The sequence below is a fragment of the Streptomyces sp. NPDC088915 genome (assembly GCF_044749825.1).
Taxonomy (GTDB): domain Bacteria; phylum Actinomycetota; class Actinomycetes; order Streptomycetales; family Streptomycetaceae; genus Streptomyces.
This window is the reverse complement of record NZ_JBIVIR010000003.1, coordinates 59,281-73,279: the sequence shown is the minus strand read 5'-3', so window position 1 is coordinate 73,279 and position 13,999 is coordinate 59,281. Positions and strand designations below refer to the sequence as shown.

The window sequence follows — 13,999 nt, the reverse complement described above, 5'->3', positions numbered from 1 at the left end:
GGCCCAACCGGGCCGCTGGTGATGCTGTGATGCTGTGATGCTGTTCTGCTGTGGTGACCGCGTCAGCCGGCCAGTCGACGGGTCGCCTCGTCGAGGCGCTCCGCGATGGTGCCGTTGATGACCTCGTCGCCGACCCGCACCGTGATCCCGCCGAGGACCGCGGGGTCCACGTCCAGGTTCAGGTGCATCTCGCGGCCGTACAGCTTGGCGAGGACGGCTCCGAGGCGCTGCTTCTGCCGGTCCGACAGCGGCACCGCCGAGGTGACGACCGCGACCATCCGGTCCCGGCGCGCCGCGGCGAGCTTGGACAGGGACTCGAGTCCCGCTTCCAGGCTACGTCCCCGGGGCTGGGTCACCAGACGGACGACCAGGCGCTCGGTGGTCGCGTGGGCCTTGCCGCCCAGCAGGCTGCGGAGCAGCGTGCCCTTGGCGGTGGCCGTGGCGGCCTTGTCCGTCAGCGCCGAGCGGAGCTCGTTGCTGGAGGACACGATCCGGGCGAAGCGGAACAGCTCGTCCTCGACGTCGTCGAGCGCGCCCGCCCTCTGCGCCGCGGTGAGGTCCGCGGTGTTCGCCAGCTCCTCGGTCGCGTCGACCAGGTCGCGCGAACGCGACCAGCGCGAACGGACCATGCCGGAGACCAGGTCGGCGGTCTCGCCGCCCACCTGACCGGCCAGGAGTCGCTGCGCGAGTGCGGCCTTGGCCTCACCCGGCTGAGCGGGGTCGGTCAGGACCCGGCGCAGCGACACCTCGCGGTCGAGCAGCGCGGTGACGGCGGCGAGCTCGTCCGCGAGCTTCGTCGCGTCGACCGGGGTGTTGTCGGTCAGCGCGTCGAGGGACTCGCGTGCGGCGGCCAGTGCCTCACGGCTCGCTCCGTTCATCGGACGGCCTCGGCCTTCTCCTCGAGCTCGTCGAGGAAGCGGTCGATCGTGCGGCTCTGGCGGGCGGTGTCCTCGAGGGACTCGCCGACCAGCTTGCCGGCCAGGTCGGTGGCGAGCTTGCCCACGTCCTGGCGCAGCGACGCCGACGCGGACTTGCGGTCCGCCTCGATCTGCGCGTGACCGGCCGCGATGATCTCCTCGCGCTGGCGCTGGCCCTCCGCCTTCATCTCCTGGATGATCGCGGTGCCCTGCTCCGTCGCCTCCTGGCGAAGACGCGCGGCCTCGTGGCGGGCCTCGGCGAGCTGGGCCTTGTACTGCTCCAGCACACTCTGAGCCTCGATCTGGGCCGACTCGGCCTTCTCGATGCCACCCTCGATGGCCTCGCGGCGCTCGTCCAGAACCTTGTTGATGTTCGGGAGGAGCTTCTTGGCGAGGAAGCCGAAGACGATGACGAAGGCGATCAGGCCGATGACGAGCTCGTCAAGATGCGGGATCAGAGGAGGCTGGGGCTCCTCCGCCGCCGCAAGAAGCAGAGCGTTCACATCAGTGCCTTCCGTAAAAAGAATCGGGCTGTCGGTCCGGGCTTACTGGTAGACGAAGCCCATGACGATGCCGATGAGGGCGAGCGCCTCACAGAAGGCGAAGCCCATGATCTGGTTGGTGCGGATCAGACCGGCGGCCTCGGGCTGGCGGGCGAGGGCCTGCGTGCCGTTACCGAAGATGATGCCGACGCCGACGCCGGGGCCGATCGCGGCCAGGCCGTAGCCGATCGAGGCGACGTTGCCGACGACGTTCTCCTTGGCGCCGGCGGCGAGGTTGACCATGTCGAGAGCAGCGGACATGCCGTTACTTCCTTCTCTTTCAATGACCCGGTGGGGGTTGGCCACCGGACGACTGTTGGCTTGGGGGTGGAGCAGCGGGACCGGGTCGGGCTCAGTGGTGCTCGGAGAGCGCGCCCTGGACGTAGCTGCAGGCCAGGAGGACGAAGACGTACGCCTGGACGGCCTGGATGAAGAGCTCGAACGCGGTCATCACGAGGACCATCACGAACGAGGCGCCGGCGTAGACGAAGCCCAGGCCGTTCATGAGGTACCAGGTGGCCAGGGAGAACATCACGATGAGCAGGTGACCGGCGAACATGTTCGCGAACAGTCGGACCGCGTGCGTGAAGGGCCGGATGAGGAGGTTCGAGAAGAACTCGAGGACGACGACCATCGGGAGGATCGCGCCGAGCGACTTGTCGTAGCCGACGATGTTCTTCCAGCCGCCCACGAAGCCGTGCTTCTTGAAGGTGAGCGAGATCCACAGGACGTACACGATCAGCGCGAGACCGGCCGGGAAGGCGATCAGCGAGGTGACCGGGAACTGGGCGAGCGGAACGATCGACCAGAGGTTCATGATCCAGACGAAGAAGAACAGCGACACCATGAAGGGGACGTACTTCTCGCCGTCCTTCTTGCCGATGATCTCGTAGACGATGCCGCGGCGCACGAAGTCGTAACCGGCCTCGCCGACCATCTGGAGCTTGCCGGGGATCAGCTTGGGCTTGTTGAAGGCGGCCCAGAAGAACCCGACGACCACGATGGAGCCGAGGATGGCGAGCAGCATCGGCTTGGTGAACTCGATGCCGCCCACCGTCGCGATGGGCTCGTACATGAACGTGTGCAGGCCCGGCGCCGGGAAGCCACATCCACTGAAGATGTGGCAATCCGGGTCGAAGGCAAGCGTCTGGTCAGCACTCACCGCGGGCTCCTTCAGCGTGGCGCATAGGTACGGCAACCTCGTTGTGTCGGCGCGGCACGCAGCCGCGGGTCGGCACTGGACTGGTCTTACGGATAAGGGGGCGGCGGTTCGGCTTCGAGCCTCGCGCTGGGACAGGCCTCTCGGATGCCCGCGCCCGCAGTGCCGCAGTTGGCACCGGACGATAGCAGGAAGCCGAAGGCGGCTTTATCCCGGCCCTACCCTTCACGACTTCGACCCCGTGTTTCCGGGGTCGATGTAAGCGATCTTGGCCTTCATGTAGGCCCGGGCCTGAGCGGCGACCCACACGATGGTCGTCGCGAGCAGCGTGAAGGCGAAGGCCTTGAAGTCGAACAGCGTGGTGTTCTTGAGCAACGCCAGGAAGATGAAGAGCACCAGGAGCTGGGCCGTGTAGAGCATCAGCCCCATCGCCTGGAACAGGTGCGGGAAGGACTTGGCCGTCCGCTGGAGGACCAGCTGCCCGATCCCCATGAAGAGGACGACCACCAGGGTGCCGACGACCGCGCCGAGCGCGCCCTTGCCACCGGCCACCGCCCCACTGACGACCGTGGCGATCGCGCCGACGGCAACAGTGGGGACGGCGGTGTGCAGCAGGATGCGTGCGTCGTTGGACGGCATGGCGGTGTCTCCGCTTGATGGAGGGGGCGATGGTGTCGTCATGGACGAGCGTAAGCCCGGTCCGAGGTGGGTCTCGGGGCCAACGGACCGTCGCACTACGGTCTTTCGGCACTGTCGCCGGGTCTCGTGAACGGTATCACAAACTATTTGAATAGGTCTTTACCCATAAGGTGTGCCAGTTGTCACACATGAGGGTTACGCCGCGCGTGTGTGCACGACAGCGGAGCGTCTTGTCTGGTAATGACCGCTGCTGCGGCTTTCGTCAACTCGGCGTTCCGGCCTTCCGCCGGTCGGTGAAGCGCGCGCGGTTGCCGATGGCGGTGGCGCCGTTGATGCCGGCGGGCACCGGGATCCGCTCGTCCTCCCCGGCCGCGGCCGGCCCGGAAGCCGTCTCCGGGTCCGCCTCCGGTTCCGTCCCCGGCTCCGCCTCCGCGGCGGGGGCCGGCTTGCGGCGCCGGTAGCGGGGCGGCACCACGGACTCGGCCCAGCGGGGCGCGCGCGGCCTGAACCGCGGCAGCAGGAGCAGCACCAGACCGATCGCGCTGAGCGCGACGACCCCGAGGACGATCCACATCGAGGTCGAGTGGACCGAGTACGCCAGCGTCCCGAAGGCGATCAGGGCCGACCAGAAGTACATGATCAGCACCGCGCGGCTGTGCGAGTGGCCGATCTCCAGGAGCCGGTGGTGCAGGTGGCCGCGGTCGGCCGCGAACGGCGACTGGCCCTTCCAGGTGCGGCGCACGATCGCCAGGACCAGGTCCGCCATCGGGATCGCGATGATCGTCAGCGGCAGCAGGAGCGGAATGAAGACGGGCAGGGCGGCGTGGGTGGCCTCGCGGGTCGAGCCCTCGAAGAGCCGCAGGATGTCCGGGTCGACCTGGCCGGTGATCGAGATGGCGGAGGCCGCCAGGATCAGGCCGATCAGCATCGAGCCGGAGTCGCCCATGAAGATCCGCGCCGGGTGCATGTTGTGCGGCAGGAAGCCCAGGCACATGCCCATGAGGATGGCGGCGAAGAGGGTCGCGGGGGCGGCGGCCTCGATCGTGTAGCCGTACCAGAGGCGGTAGGCGTAGAGGAAGAAGGCCGCGGCGGCGATGCAGACCATGCCGGCGGCGAGGCCGTCGAGGCCGTCGACGAAGTTCACCGCGTTGATCGTGAGGACCACCAGGGCGACCGTGAGGAGCGTGCCCTGCCCGGGGGTGAGCGCGACGGTGCCGATGCCGGGGATCGGGAGCCACAGGATCGTCAGGCCCTGCGCGACCATCACGCCGGCCGAGATCATCTGCGCGCCCAGCTTGATGAGCGCGTCGAGCTCGAACTTGTCGTCCAGGACGCCGATCAGCCAGATCAGCGCGGCGCCGGAGAGCAGCGCGCGGGGCTCGTTGGACAGCTCGAAGACGCTGCCGAGGTTCTGCAGGTGGGCGGCGACGAGCAGGCCCGCGCACAGCCCGAAGAACATGGCGATGCCACCGAGCCGCGGAGTCGGTTCTCGGTGTACGTCGCGGGCGCGGATCTCCGGCATCGCCCCGGTCGCGATGGCGAACTTGCGCACCGGTCCGGTGAGCAGGTAGGTCACCGCGGCCGTGACGCAGAGCGTCAGCAGGTAATCACGCACGGGCTGCCCCACAGGAATCGCTGGCCATCTCAGCCCCACACCCTAGCCGTGCCGTCCATGTGCTGGGAGACACGCGGGTCGCCCGGACGGTTGCACCGGGCCTTCGCTCAATGTTCGTACGGCGGAAATCGGCCGGTCAGCGCGCGTACCTCCGCCCGTACCCGGGCCGTCTCCTCCGGGTCGTCGCGGAGCGCGGCGGTGAACAGGCCGGCGATCCTGGCCATTTCGGGGATGCCCATGCCCTGGGTGGTGACGGCGGCCGTGCCGAGCCGGATCCCGCGCCCCTCCCCGTACGGGAGCGCGCAGGTGTCGAGCACGATGCCGGCGGCGGCGAGCCGGGCGCGGGCGGTGCGCCCGTCGACGCCGAGGGGGGCGGGGTCGGCGGTGATGAGGTGGGTGTCGGTACCGCCGGTGGTCACCGCGAAGCCCTCGGCGACGAGGGCGGCGGCCAGGACCCGGGCGTGCTCGACCACCCGGTGGGCGTACGCGGTGAACGCGGGGGCCGCCGCCTCGCCGAAGGCCACGGCCTTCGCCGCGATCGTGTGCATCTGGGCGCCGCCCTGGCTGAACGGGAACACCGCCCGGTCGATCCGGCCCGCGAGCTCCTCCCCGCACAGGATCATTCCGCCGCGCGGGCCGCGCAGCACCTTGTGGGTGGTGGCGCAGACGACGTCGGCGTACGGGACGGGGCTGGGGGCCGCTCCCCCGGCGACCAGGCCGATGGTGTGGGCCGCGTCGGCGATCAGGTAGGCGCCGGTCTCGTCGGCGATCTCGCGGAACACCGCGTGGTCGAGGTGGCGGGGGTAGGAGATGGAGCCGCAGACGATCGCCTTGGGGCGGTGGTGGCGGGCGAGGGCGGCGACCTGCTCGTGGTCGACGAGCCCGGTCTCGGCGTCGACGCCGTAGGGGACGAAGTCGAACCAGCGGCCGGAGAAGTTGGCGGGCGAACCGTGGGTGAGGTGCCCGCCGTGCTCCAGGCCCATGGCGAGGACCGTGTCACCGGGCCTGAGAAGGGCCGCGTACGCCGCCAGGACGGCCGAGGAGCCGGAGTGGGCCTGGACGTTCGCGTGGTCGGCTCCGAAGAGCGCGGTGGCCCGTTGCACGGCGATCCGCTCGACGGCGTCGGCGTACTCGCAGCCGCCGTGGTGCCGGGCGCCGGGGTAGCCCTCGGCGTACTTGTTGGCGAGCGGGGAGCCGAGGGCGGCGAGGACGGCGGGCGAGGTGAAGTTCTCCGCCGCGATCAGCTGGAGGCTGTCGGCCTGCCGCCGCTCCTCGCCGAGCAGCACGTCGGCGACCTCAGGGTCCTGCCGGCGCAGGACGTCGAGCTCGTCGGGGGGCGCGGTGACCGGCATGGCTGACTCCGGGCGTGGAGGGATGTCAGCACCAATGTAGACAAACCACCCCCACCTCGCCCGCCGGGAGTCAGCGCCGCGCCGTCAGCGCCGTCAGCGCCGTCAGCGCCGTCACAACGGGGTCGAGCGCCTGGTTGAGCCCCGCTCCCGACGCGCCCCTCGCGCCGCTCGGCCCCGGAGGGCCTCCCGGGCTTCGGGTCGCTGCGCCGGACTCCGTCCGCCGGACGTGGCCGGGCCGGATCGGCTCAGCGCCGCGCCGTCACCCCCGTCAGCGCCGTCACCACGGGGTCGAGCGCCTGGTTGATCTCGTCGCCGATCGAGCGGAAGAACGTGATGGGGGCGCCGTACGGGTCGTTGACCTCGTCCGCGTCCGGGGACGGGGCCAGGAGCCAGCCGCGGAGGGCCGCGGCCGCGCGGACCAGGGCGCGGGCGCGTTCGACCATGCCCTCGTCGCGGGGGTCCGGGAGCGTGGCCGGGTCGATGGCGCGGACCAGGCGGGTGAACTCCTTCAGGGTGAAGGTGCGCAGGCCCGCCGAGTGGCCCATCGAGATGACCTGCGCCCGGTGGTCCCGGGTCGCCGTCAGGACGAGGTCCGCGCGGATGACGTGCTCGTCGAGGAGCTCGCGGCCCACGAAGCCGCTGTAGTCCGCGCCGAAGTCGGCGAGGACGAGTTCCGCGTTGGCCTCCATCGGGGCCCCCTCGTGCCCCCAGGTGCCCGCGCTCTCCACGATCAGGCCGCCGCCGAGGGGGTCCCCGAGCCGGTCGCTCAGGGCGTGGCGGGTCAGCCGCTCGGTGATCGGCGAGCGGCAGACGTTGCCGGTGCTGACGTGGAGGATGCGGAAGGTGTCGCTGTCGTCGTGCCCCGCTATGCCACGCCCCTCAGGGGCGGTCAACTGGCCACCTCGAGGTCGGGTACGACCTTCCGGAGCTCCTCCGCGGAGAGCGCCCCCTGCCGCAGCAGCACCGGCACCGGGCCGGTCACGTCGACGATGGACGAGGGGACGTTCCCGGGCGTCGGACCGCCGTCGAGGTACACGGAGACGGAGTCGCCGAGCATGTGCTGCGCGGCGTCGCAGTCCTCCGGCGACGGGTGGCCGGTGAGGTTGGCCGAGGAGACGGCCATCGGGCCGACCTCGGTGAGCAGCTCGATCGCGACCGGGTGCAGCGGCATCCGGACGGCGACGGTGCCCCGGGTGTCGCCGAGGTCCCACTGGAGGGACGGCTGGTGGCGGGCGACCAGGGTGAGCGCGCCGGGCCAGAAGGCGTCGACGAGCTCCCAGGCCTGCTCGGAGAAGTCGGTGACCAGGCCGTGGAGGGTGTTCGGGGAGCCGATGAGGACGGGCGTGGGCATGTTGCGGCCGCGCCCCTTGGCGGCCAGCAGGTCGGCCACGGCCTCGCCGCTGAAGGCGTCCGCCCCGATCCCGTACACGGTGTCGGTGGGCAGCACGACCAGCTCGCCCCGGCGGACGGCGGACGCGGCCTCGCGCAGGCCCGTCAGTCGGTCGGTCGCCTCGTTGCAGTCGTATCGCCGTGCCATCAGTTCCCGGCCTCCTCGTACGCGTGGTTCGTCATGGCGGCGATGACGGTCGGGGCCGTCATGGCGTCGCCTTGCGGGCGGTCGCGAAGCGCGGCCGGTTGTTCAGGTCGGGGTGGTCGGCGGCGTCCGCCCAGCCGGCCTCCTCGTTGAAGATCCAGGGCACCTGGCCGCCCTGGGTGTCCGCGTGCTCGATGACGACGAGGCCGCCGGGGCGGAGCAGGCGGTGGGCGGTGCGCTCGATGCCGCGGATGGTGTCGAGGCCGTCCTCGCCGGAGAAGAGGGCCATCTCCGGGTCGTGGTCGCGGGCCTCGGGCGCCACGTACTCCCACTCGGTGAGCGGGATGTACGGCGGGTTGGAGATGACCAGGTCGACCTGGCCGTCGAGCTCGGGCAGGGCGGTCAGCGCGTCGCCCCGGTGGACGGTGACGCGGGAGCCCTCGGCGTTCTTCCGGGTCCAGACGAGGGCGTCCTCGGAGAGCTCGACGGCGTGCACGCGCGAGCGCGGCACCTCCTGGGCCATGGCGAGGGCGATGGCCCCGGAGCCGGTGCACAGGTCGACGATGAGCGGCTCGACGACGTCCATGGCGCGCACGGCGTCTATGGCCCAGCCGACGACCGACTCGGTCTCCGGGCGCGGCACGAAGACGCCGGGGCCCACCTGGAGCTCCAGGTAGCGGAAGAACGCCCGTCCGGTGATGTGCTGGAGGGGTTCGCGGGCCTCGCGGCGGGCGACCGTCTCCCAGTAGCGGGCGTCGAAGTCCGCGTCCTTGACGTTGTGCAGCTCCCCCCGCTTGACGCCGTGCACGAACGCGGCGAGCTCCTCGGCGTCGAAGCGCGGGGAGGGGACGCCGGCGTCGGCCAGCCGCTGGGTGGCCTGGGCCACCTCGGCAAGCAGCAGACTGCGGGGGCCTGGGGGTCGCCCCCCAGAAAGTGACTGCACGCTGGTCCTCCGTGGTGCGGGGTGGGGCTCGGGGGAAGCCGTACGGGGTCTCGGGCGGCTCCGGACTCCGTACGGCCTTGTGCGGGTGCCTTACGCCGCGGCGAGCTTCGCCGCCGAGTCGGCGTCGACGCAGGCCTGGATCACCGCGTCCAGTTCGCCGTCGAGCACCTGGTCCAGGTTGTACGACTTGAAGCCGACGCGGTGGTCCGAGATGCGGTTCTCCGGGAAGTTGTACGTCCGGATCTTCTCGGAGCGGTCGACGGTGCGGACCTGGCTGCGGCGGGCGTCGGCGGCCTCGGCCTCGGCCTTCTCCTGGGCGGCGGCGAGGAGCCGGGAGCGCAGGATGCGCATGGCCTGCTCCTTGTTCTGGAGCTGGCTCTTCTCGTTCTGGCAGGAGGCGACGATGCCGGTCGGCAGGTGGGTGATGCGGACGGCGGAGTCGGTGGTGTTGACCGACTGGCCGCCGGGGCCGGACGAGCGGTAGACGTCGATCCGCAGGTCGTTGGCGTGGACCTCGACCTCGACCTCCTCGGCCTCGGGCGTGACGAGCACGCCGGCGGCGGAGGTGTGGATGCGGCCCTGGGACTCGGTGGCGGGCACGCGCTGGACGCGGTGCACCCCGCCCTCGTACTTGAGCCGGGCCCAGACGCCCTGGCCGGGCTCGGTGGCGCCGTTGCCGCCCTTGGTCTTCACGGCGACCTGGACGTCCTTGTAGCCGCCCAGCTCGGACTCGGTGGCGTCGATGATCTCGGTCTTCCAGCCGACGCGCTCGGCGTACCGGAGGTACATGCGGAGCAGGTCGCCGGCGAAGAGCGCGGACTCGTCGCCGCCGGCGCCGGCCTTGATCTCCAGGATGACGTCCTTGTCGTCGCTGGGGTCGCGCGGGACGAGGAGCAGGCGGAGCTTGTCGGTCAGCTCCTCCCGGTCCTTCTCCAGCTGCTTGACCTCGGCGGCGAAGTCGGGGTCGTCGTGCGCCAGCTCGCGGGCGGTCTCGATGTCGTCACCGGTCTGCTTCCAGGAGCGGTAGGTGCCGACGATCGGGGTCAGCTCGGCGTAGCGCTTGTTGAGCTTGCGCGCGTTCGCCTGGTCGGAGTGGACCGAGGGGTCCGCCAGCTTCTTCTCGAGGTCGGCGTGCTCGCCGACCAGTTCCTCGACCGCCTCGAACATCGGGGGCTCCTGGTTTTCGTCAGTTGCTACGGGGACGCCAAAGCGCCGGTCCCGGCCACCCGCGCGGGGCGACCGTGGACCGGCGCAGGGGCTCGCTACTTGCTGGCGGAGCCGGCGGCCTTGCCGAAGCGGGCCTCGAAGCGGGCGACGCGGCCGCCGGTGTCGAGGATCTTCTGCTTGCCCGTGTAGAACGGGTGGCACTCGGAGCAGACCTCGGCACGGATGGTGCCGTCGGTGAGGGTGCTACGGGTGGTGAACGACGCGCCACAGGTGCAGCTGACCTGGGTCTCGACGTACTCGGGGTGGATCTCGCGCTTCAAGGTGTCTCCTATGTTCCGGGAGGGCACCGGGTCGCTACCGCGGGTTGCGGCATGCGTGAACCGGGGCCGACGTACCAGTCTGCCAGGACCGGCCGCATCTCCCCAAACCGGGGTCGGGCCGGAGGTATTCCCGGGCTACCCCACGATGCCGTCGGCCGCCCCGGTGGCGGTGTCCTTCGTCGCGGCGGCGGGGACGGCCGCGTCGTCCTTGAGGGCCTGCCAGACCTGCCCGGACTGCTTCTCCAGGGGGACGACCCGGTTGGGGTCGATCCGGTCGTACGCGACGGGCAGGGTGACCATGTGGACGTTCGCGGCCTCGATGCCGGAGAGGCCCTTGGCGAAGCCCGTCAGCTCCTGGACGGAGTCGAGTTCGGAGTCGGGGGTGATGGCCTTGGTGGCGGCGTCGGCGAGGCCGAGGAGCTTCGTGGCGTCGCTCAGGACGCCGACGTCCCTGACCTGGGCGACGAAGGCCTTCATGAAGGCCTGCTGGAGCTGTATGCGGCCGAGGTCGCTGCCGTCGCCGACGCTCTTGCGGGTGCGGACGAGGCCGAGGGACTGCTCGCCGTCGAGGGTGTGGCGGCCCGGCGCGAGGTCGAGGTGGCTCTTGCCGTCCTCGATGCGCTCGGTGGTGGTGATCTCGACGCCGCCGAGCTCGTCGATGATCTCCTTGAAGCCGGTGAAGTCGACCTCGACGTAGTGGTCCATGCGGATGCCGGACATCGCCTCGACGGTCTTCACGGCGCAGGCGGGGCCGCCGACCTCGTACGCCGTGTTGAACATGGCGCGGCGCCGGCCGGGGACCTCGTCGCCCCGGGCGTCGGTGCAGTCCGGTCTCGTGACGAGGGTGTCGCGGGGTATGGAGACGACGCTGGCCTTCTTGTGGCCCTCGTGGACGTGGACGACCATCGCGGTGTCGGAGCGGGCGCCGCCCTCGTCCTTGCCGTAGGCGTCGTTGTCGCCGGAGCGCGAGTCGGAGCCGAGGACGAGGATGTCCATCGAGCCGTCGTCGACGTCGACGGGGCGCTGGGGGCCGAGTTGGGCGTTGATGTCGACGCCCTGGATGTTGTGGTCGAGCTTCAGGTAGTAGGCGTACCCGGCCCCGGCTCCGCCGAGGAGGAGGACCACGAGGGTCCCGGTGAGGAGGAACGTCGCCTTGCGGCGTCTGCCGCTGTTCTTCTGCTCGGTCATCGCCCGTCCTTCGGCCTTGGATTCACCTTCTGTGACGGCGGTGCGTCCGAAAGGGTTGCGCGCGACTCCACGGGCTTCGGGCGGGGAAAAACACCGCGCCCACCGTGCGGGCACGGTGGGCGCGGTGGTCGGCGCAGGTCACGGCGGGGCCACGGGCCGGGCCCGGCCCCGCCGTGTGACGTGGATCTCGTGGACCGCGTCAGTCGTTGTTGTTCGCTCCGGGGGTGGTCTTCTGGATCTGGAGGAGGAACTCGCCGTTCGACTTCGTCTGCTTCATCTTGTCGAGGAGCAGTTCGATCGCCTGCTGCTGGTCGAGCGCGTGCAGCACGCGGCGCAGCTTCCAGGTGACGGCGAGCTCGTCGCTGCCGAGGAGGATCTCCTCCTTGCGCGTGCCCGAGGCGTCGACGTCGACGGCCGGGAAGATGCGCTTGTCGGCGAGCTTCCGGTCGAGCTTGAGCTCCATGTTGCCGGTGCCCTTGAACTCCTCGAAGATCACCTCGTCCATGCGCGAGCCGGTGTCGACGAGCGCGGTGGCCAGGATGGTCAGCGAGCCGCCGTCCTCGATGTTGCGCGCGGCACCGAAGAAGCGCTTCGGCGGGTAGAGCGCGGTCGAGTCGACACCACCGGACAGGATGCGGCCGGAGGCCGGGGCGGCGAGGTTGTACGCGCGGCCCAGACGGGTGATCGAGTCGAGCAGGACGACCACGTCGTGACCCAGCTCCACGAGGCGCTTGGCGCGCTCGATGGCCAGCTCGGCGACGGTGGTGTGGTCCTCGGCCGGGCGGTCGAAGGTCGAGGAGATGACCTCGCCCTTGACCGACCGCTGCATGTCGGTGACCTCTTCCGGACGCTCGTCGACCAGGACGACCATCAGGTGGCACTCGGGGTTGTTGTGGGTGATCGCGTTGGCGATCGCCTGCATGATCATGGTCTTGCCGGTCTTCGGCGGGGCCACGATCAGACCGCGCTGGCCCTTGCCGATCGGCGACACGAGGTCGATGATCCGCGTGGTCAGCACGCCCGGGTCGGTCTCCAGGCGGAGCCGGTCCTGCGGGTAGAGCGGGGTCAGCTTGTTGAACTCCGGGCGGCCGCGGCCGGAGTCGGCGGCCATGCCGTTCGCGGAGTCCAGACGGACGAGCGCGTTGAACTTCTCGCGGCGCTCGCCCTCCTTCGGCTGGCGCACGGCACCGGTGACGTGGTCGCCCTTGCGCAGGCCGTTCTTGCGGACCTGGGCGAGGGAGACGTACACGTCGTTCGGGCCGGGCAGGTAGCCGGAGGTCCGGATGAACGCGTAGTTGTCGAGGATGTCGAGGATGCCCGCGACGGGGATCAGGACGTCGTCGTCCGCGACCTGCGGCTCGCCGGCCTGGAAGTCGTCGCGGCCACGGCGCCCGCGGCGGTCGCGGTAGCGGCCGCGACGGCCCCGGCGGCCGCCGGCCTCGTCGTCGTAGTCGTCCTGCGGACCGGCCTGCTGGCCGCCCTGCTGACCCTGGCCGCCGCCCTGGCCCTGACCCTGGCGGTCCTGGCGGTCCTGGCGGTCCTTGCGCTGACCGCCGCCCTGCTGGCCGCCGCCCTGCTGGTCGTCGCCCTTGCGGTCGCGCTGGCGGTCCCGGCGGTCGCGGCGGTCACCGCGCTCGCCGCGGTCCCGGCGGCCGCGGCCCTCGGCGCCGTCGACGGCGCCGTCGGTCCGGGTGTCGGTCTGCGCCTCGGCCCTGACCTCGCGGGACTCGGTACGGGCTTCCGTACGGGGCTCGGTCTTGACGGCCTGCGCGGTCTCGGCCGGGGCGGCGCCGTCCGGCGAACCGGCGGGGGCGGTGGCGCGGCGACGGCGGCGCTCACCGGCCGGCTGGTCGTCGCCGGCGCCCTGCTCCGACGGGGTCTTGGGCGAGGGCTGGCCCGGGATGTCGATCTGCTGCTGGCCGGCGATCTTCTCGACCGGCTCCGCCTTGGCGGCGGCCTCGACGGCCGACGCGGCGGCGGTCTCGCCCGTACGGGCCTTGGAGGTGGCGCGGCGCTTCGGCTTGGCCTCGGCGGCCTCGGCGGTCTTGGCCGGGGCGGCGGAGCCCCCTCCGGCCTGCGCCTCCTTGATGACCTCGATCAGCTGGCTCTTGCGCATGCGCGCGGTGCCCCTGATGCCGAGGCCGGACGCGACCTGCTGCAGCTCGGCCAGGACCATGCCCTCGAGGCCGGTGCCGGAGCGGCGGCGCCGTGCGGTGCCGCCGGTGGCAGCACCTGCGGCGGGCGCGGCGTTGTCGACACTGTTGTCGGCAGTCACGCCCATCAGATCGGTGGTGTCGCTCACGAAGGGTCCTTCCCTGGAGCGGACGTCGGCCATCTGGCTCGGCGACCGGTTGTGCTGTCCGGCAGGGTCCTGGTGTGTGGACCGAGTCCGGGGCGGTGGTCCCGCCGGGTGCGGCGGAAGAGAGAAACGTGCTGTGGGTCCGGCCCGAGGCCCCCTGCTCGGCCCTCACGAGAGAAGAGCGAGGGGTGTCGTGCCGGTTCCGGAGCGTGCTCGAAACTGCTCAGGCGGGCTGCTCAGGCAGTTGGGGAGGCTCCCGGAAGAATGGGTGGTCCCTGAGGGGACACTCCGCACCGCTCCACAAGGAGGTCGGGTGCAGACTTG

14 protein-coding genes are annotated in these 13,999 nt (G+C 71.1%); all 14 read right to left on the bottom strand.

Translation table 11 applies throughout. From position 1 onward, the window contains the following. Window positions 1-62: 62 nt before the first annotated feature. Window positions 63-878, bottom strand: a complete 816-nt coding sequence (locus ACIP5O_RS06985; RefSeq protein WP_356542740.1) for a F0F1 ATP synthase subunit delta — start codon at window positions 876-878, stop codon at window positions 63-65. Continuing rightward, window positions 875-1,420 (bottom strand): F0F1 ATP synthase subunit B, encoded by a 546-nt coding sequence (locus tag ACIP5O_RS06980; protein WP_125661763.1) that lies wholly within the window; start codon window positions 1,418-1,420, stop codon window positions 875-877. Before ACIP5O_RS06980 ends, ACIP5O_RS06985 begins: the two co-directional genes overlap by 4 nt. Before the next feature lie 42 nt (window positions 1,421-1,462). Beyond that, window positions 1,463-1,720 (bottom strand): ATP synthase F0 subunit C, encoded by a 258-nt coding sequence (gene atpE / locus ACIP5O_RS06975; RefSeq protein WP_093874070.1) that lies wholly within the window; start codon window positions 1,718-1,720, stop codon window positions 1,463-1,465. A gap of 91 nt (window positions 1,721-1,811) precedes the next feature. Further along, window positions 1,812-2,621: a F0F1 ATP synthase subunit A gene (atpB, locus tag ACIP5O_RS06970; RefSeq protein WP_401289520.1), complete on the bottom strand. Its 810-nt coding sequence runs from the start codon at window positions 2,619-2,621 to the stop codon at window positions 1,812-1,814. A 222-nt stretch (window positions 2,622-2,843) separates the two neighbouring features. Continuing rightward, the gene (locus ACIP5O_RS06965) at window positions 2,844-3,257 is read right to left on the bottom strand and encodes a hypothetical protein (protein WP_401289517.1); all 414 of its coding nucleotides are present in this window, start codon (window positions 3,255-3,257) and stop codon (window positions 2,844-2,846) included. Window positions 3,258-3,519: 262 nt separating this feature from the next. Continuing rightward, entirely contained in the window at window positions 3,520-4,872 is a 1,353-nt protein-coding gene (locus tag ACIP5O_RS06960; protein WP_401289514.1) for an MraY family glycosyltransferase, read from the bottom strand. Window positions 4,873-4,979: 107 nt separating this feature from the next. Next, window positions 4,980-6,224, bottom strand: coding sequence for a serine hydroxymethyltransferase (glyA, locus tag ACIP5O_RS06955; protein ID WP_401289512.1), 1,245 nt, complete (start codon window positions 6,222-6,224; stop codon window positions 4,980-4,982). 245 nt (window positions 6,225-6,469) lie between these two features. Further along, window positions 6,470-7,117 carry a protein-tyrosine-phosphatase gene (locus tag ACIP5O_RS06950; RefSeq protein ID WP_356542728.1) on the bottom strand — a complete coding sequence of 216 codons (648 nt, stop codon included), beginning with the start codon at window positions 7,115-7,117 and terminating at the stop codon, window positions 6,470-6,472. Then, on the bottom strand, window positions 7,114-7,761 hold the full coding sequence (locus ACIP5O_RS06945) for an L-threonylcarbamoyladenylate synthase (RefSeq protein WP_401289509.1): 648 nt from the start codon (window positions 7,759-7,761) through the stop codon (window positions 7,114-7,116). Before ACIP5O_RS06945 ends, ACIP5O_RS06950 begins: the two co-directional genes overlap by 4 nt. A gap of 58 nt (window positions 7,762-7,819) precedes the next feature. Further along, the gene (gene prmC / locus ACIP5O_RS06940; protein WP_356542724.1) at window positions 7,820-8,701 is read right to left on the bottom strand and encodes a peptide chain release factor N(5)-glutamine methyltransferase; all 882 of its coding nucleotides are present in this window, start codon (window positions 8,699-8,701) and stop codon (window positions 7,820-7,822) included. 90 nt (window positions 8,702-8,791) lie between these two features. After that, a complete protein-coding gene (gene prfA / locus ACIP5O_RS06935) occupies window positions 8,792-9,868 on the bottom strand; it encodes a peptide chain release factor 1 (protein ID WP_401289506.1) in 1,077 nt (358 codons plus the stop codon). A gap of 95 nt (window positions 9,869-9,963) precedes the next feature. After that, a complete protein-coding gene (rpmE, locus tag ACIP5O_RS06930) occupies window positions 9,964-10,188 on the bottom strand; it encodes a 50S ribosomal protein L31 (protein ID WP_125661789.1) in 225 nt (74 codons plus the stop codon). A 135-nt stretch (window positions 10,189-10,323) separates the two neighbouring features. Beyond that, window positions 10,324-11,376: an LCP family protein gene (locus ACIP5O_RS06925; RefSeq protein ID WP_401289503.1), complete on the bottom strand. Its 1,053-nt coding sequence runs from the start codon at window positions 11,374-11,376 to the stop codon at window positions 10,324-10,326. A 199-nt stretch (window positions 11,377-11,575) separates the two neighbouring features. Next, window positions 11,576-13,678 carry a transcription termination factor Rho gene (gene rho, locus ACIP5O_RS06920; RefSeq protein ID WP_401289501.1) on the bottom strand — a complete coding sequence of 701 codons (2,103 nt, stop codon included), beginning with the start codon at window positions 13,676-13,678 and terminating at the stop codon, window positions 11,576-11,578. Window positions 13,679-13,999: the final 321 nt, after the last annotated feature.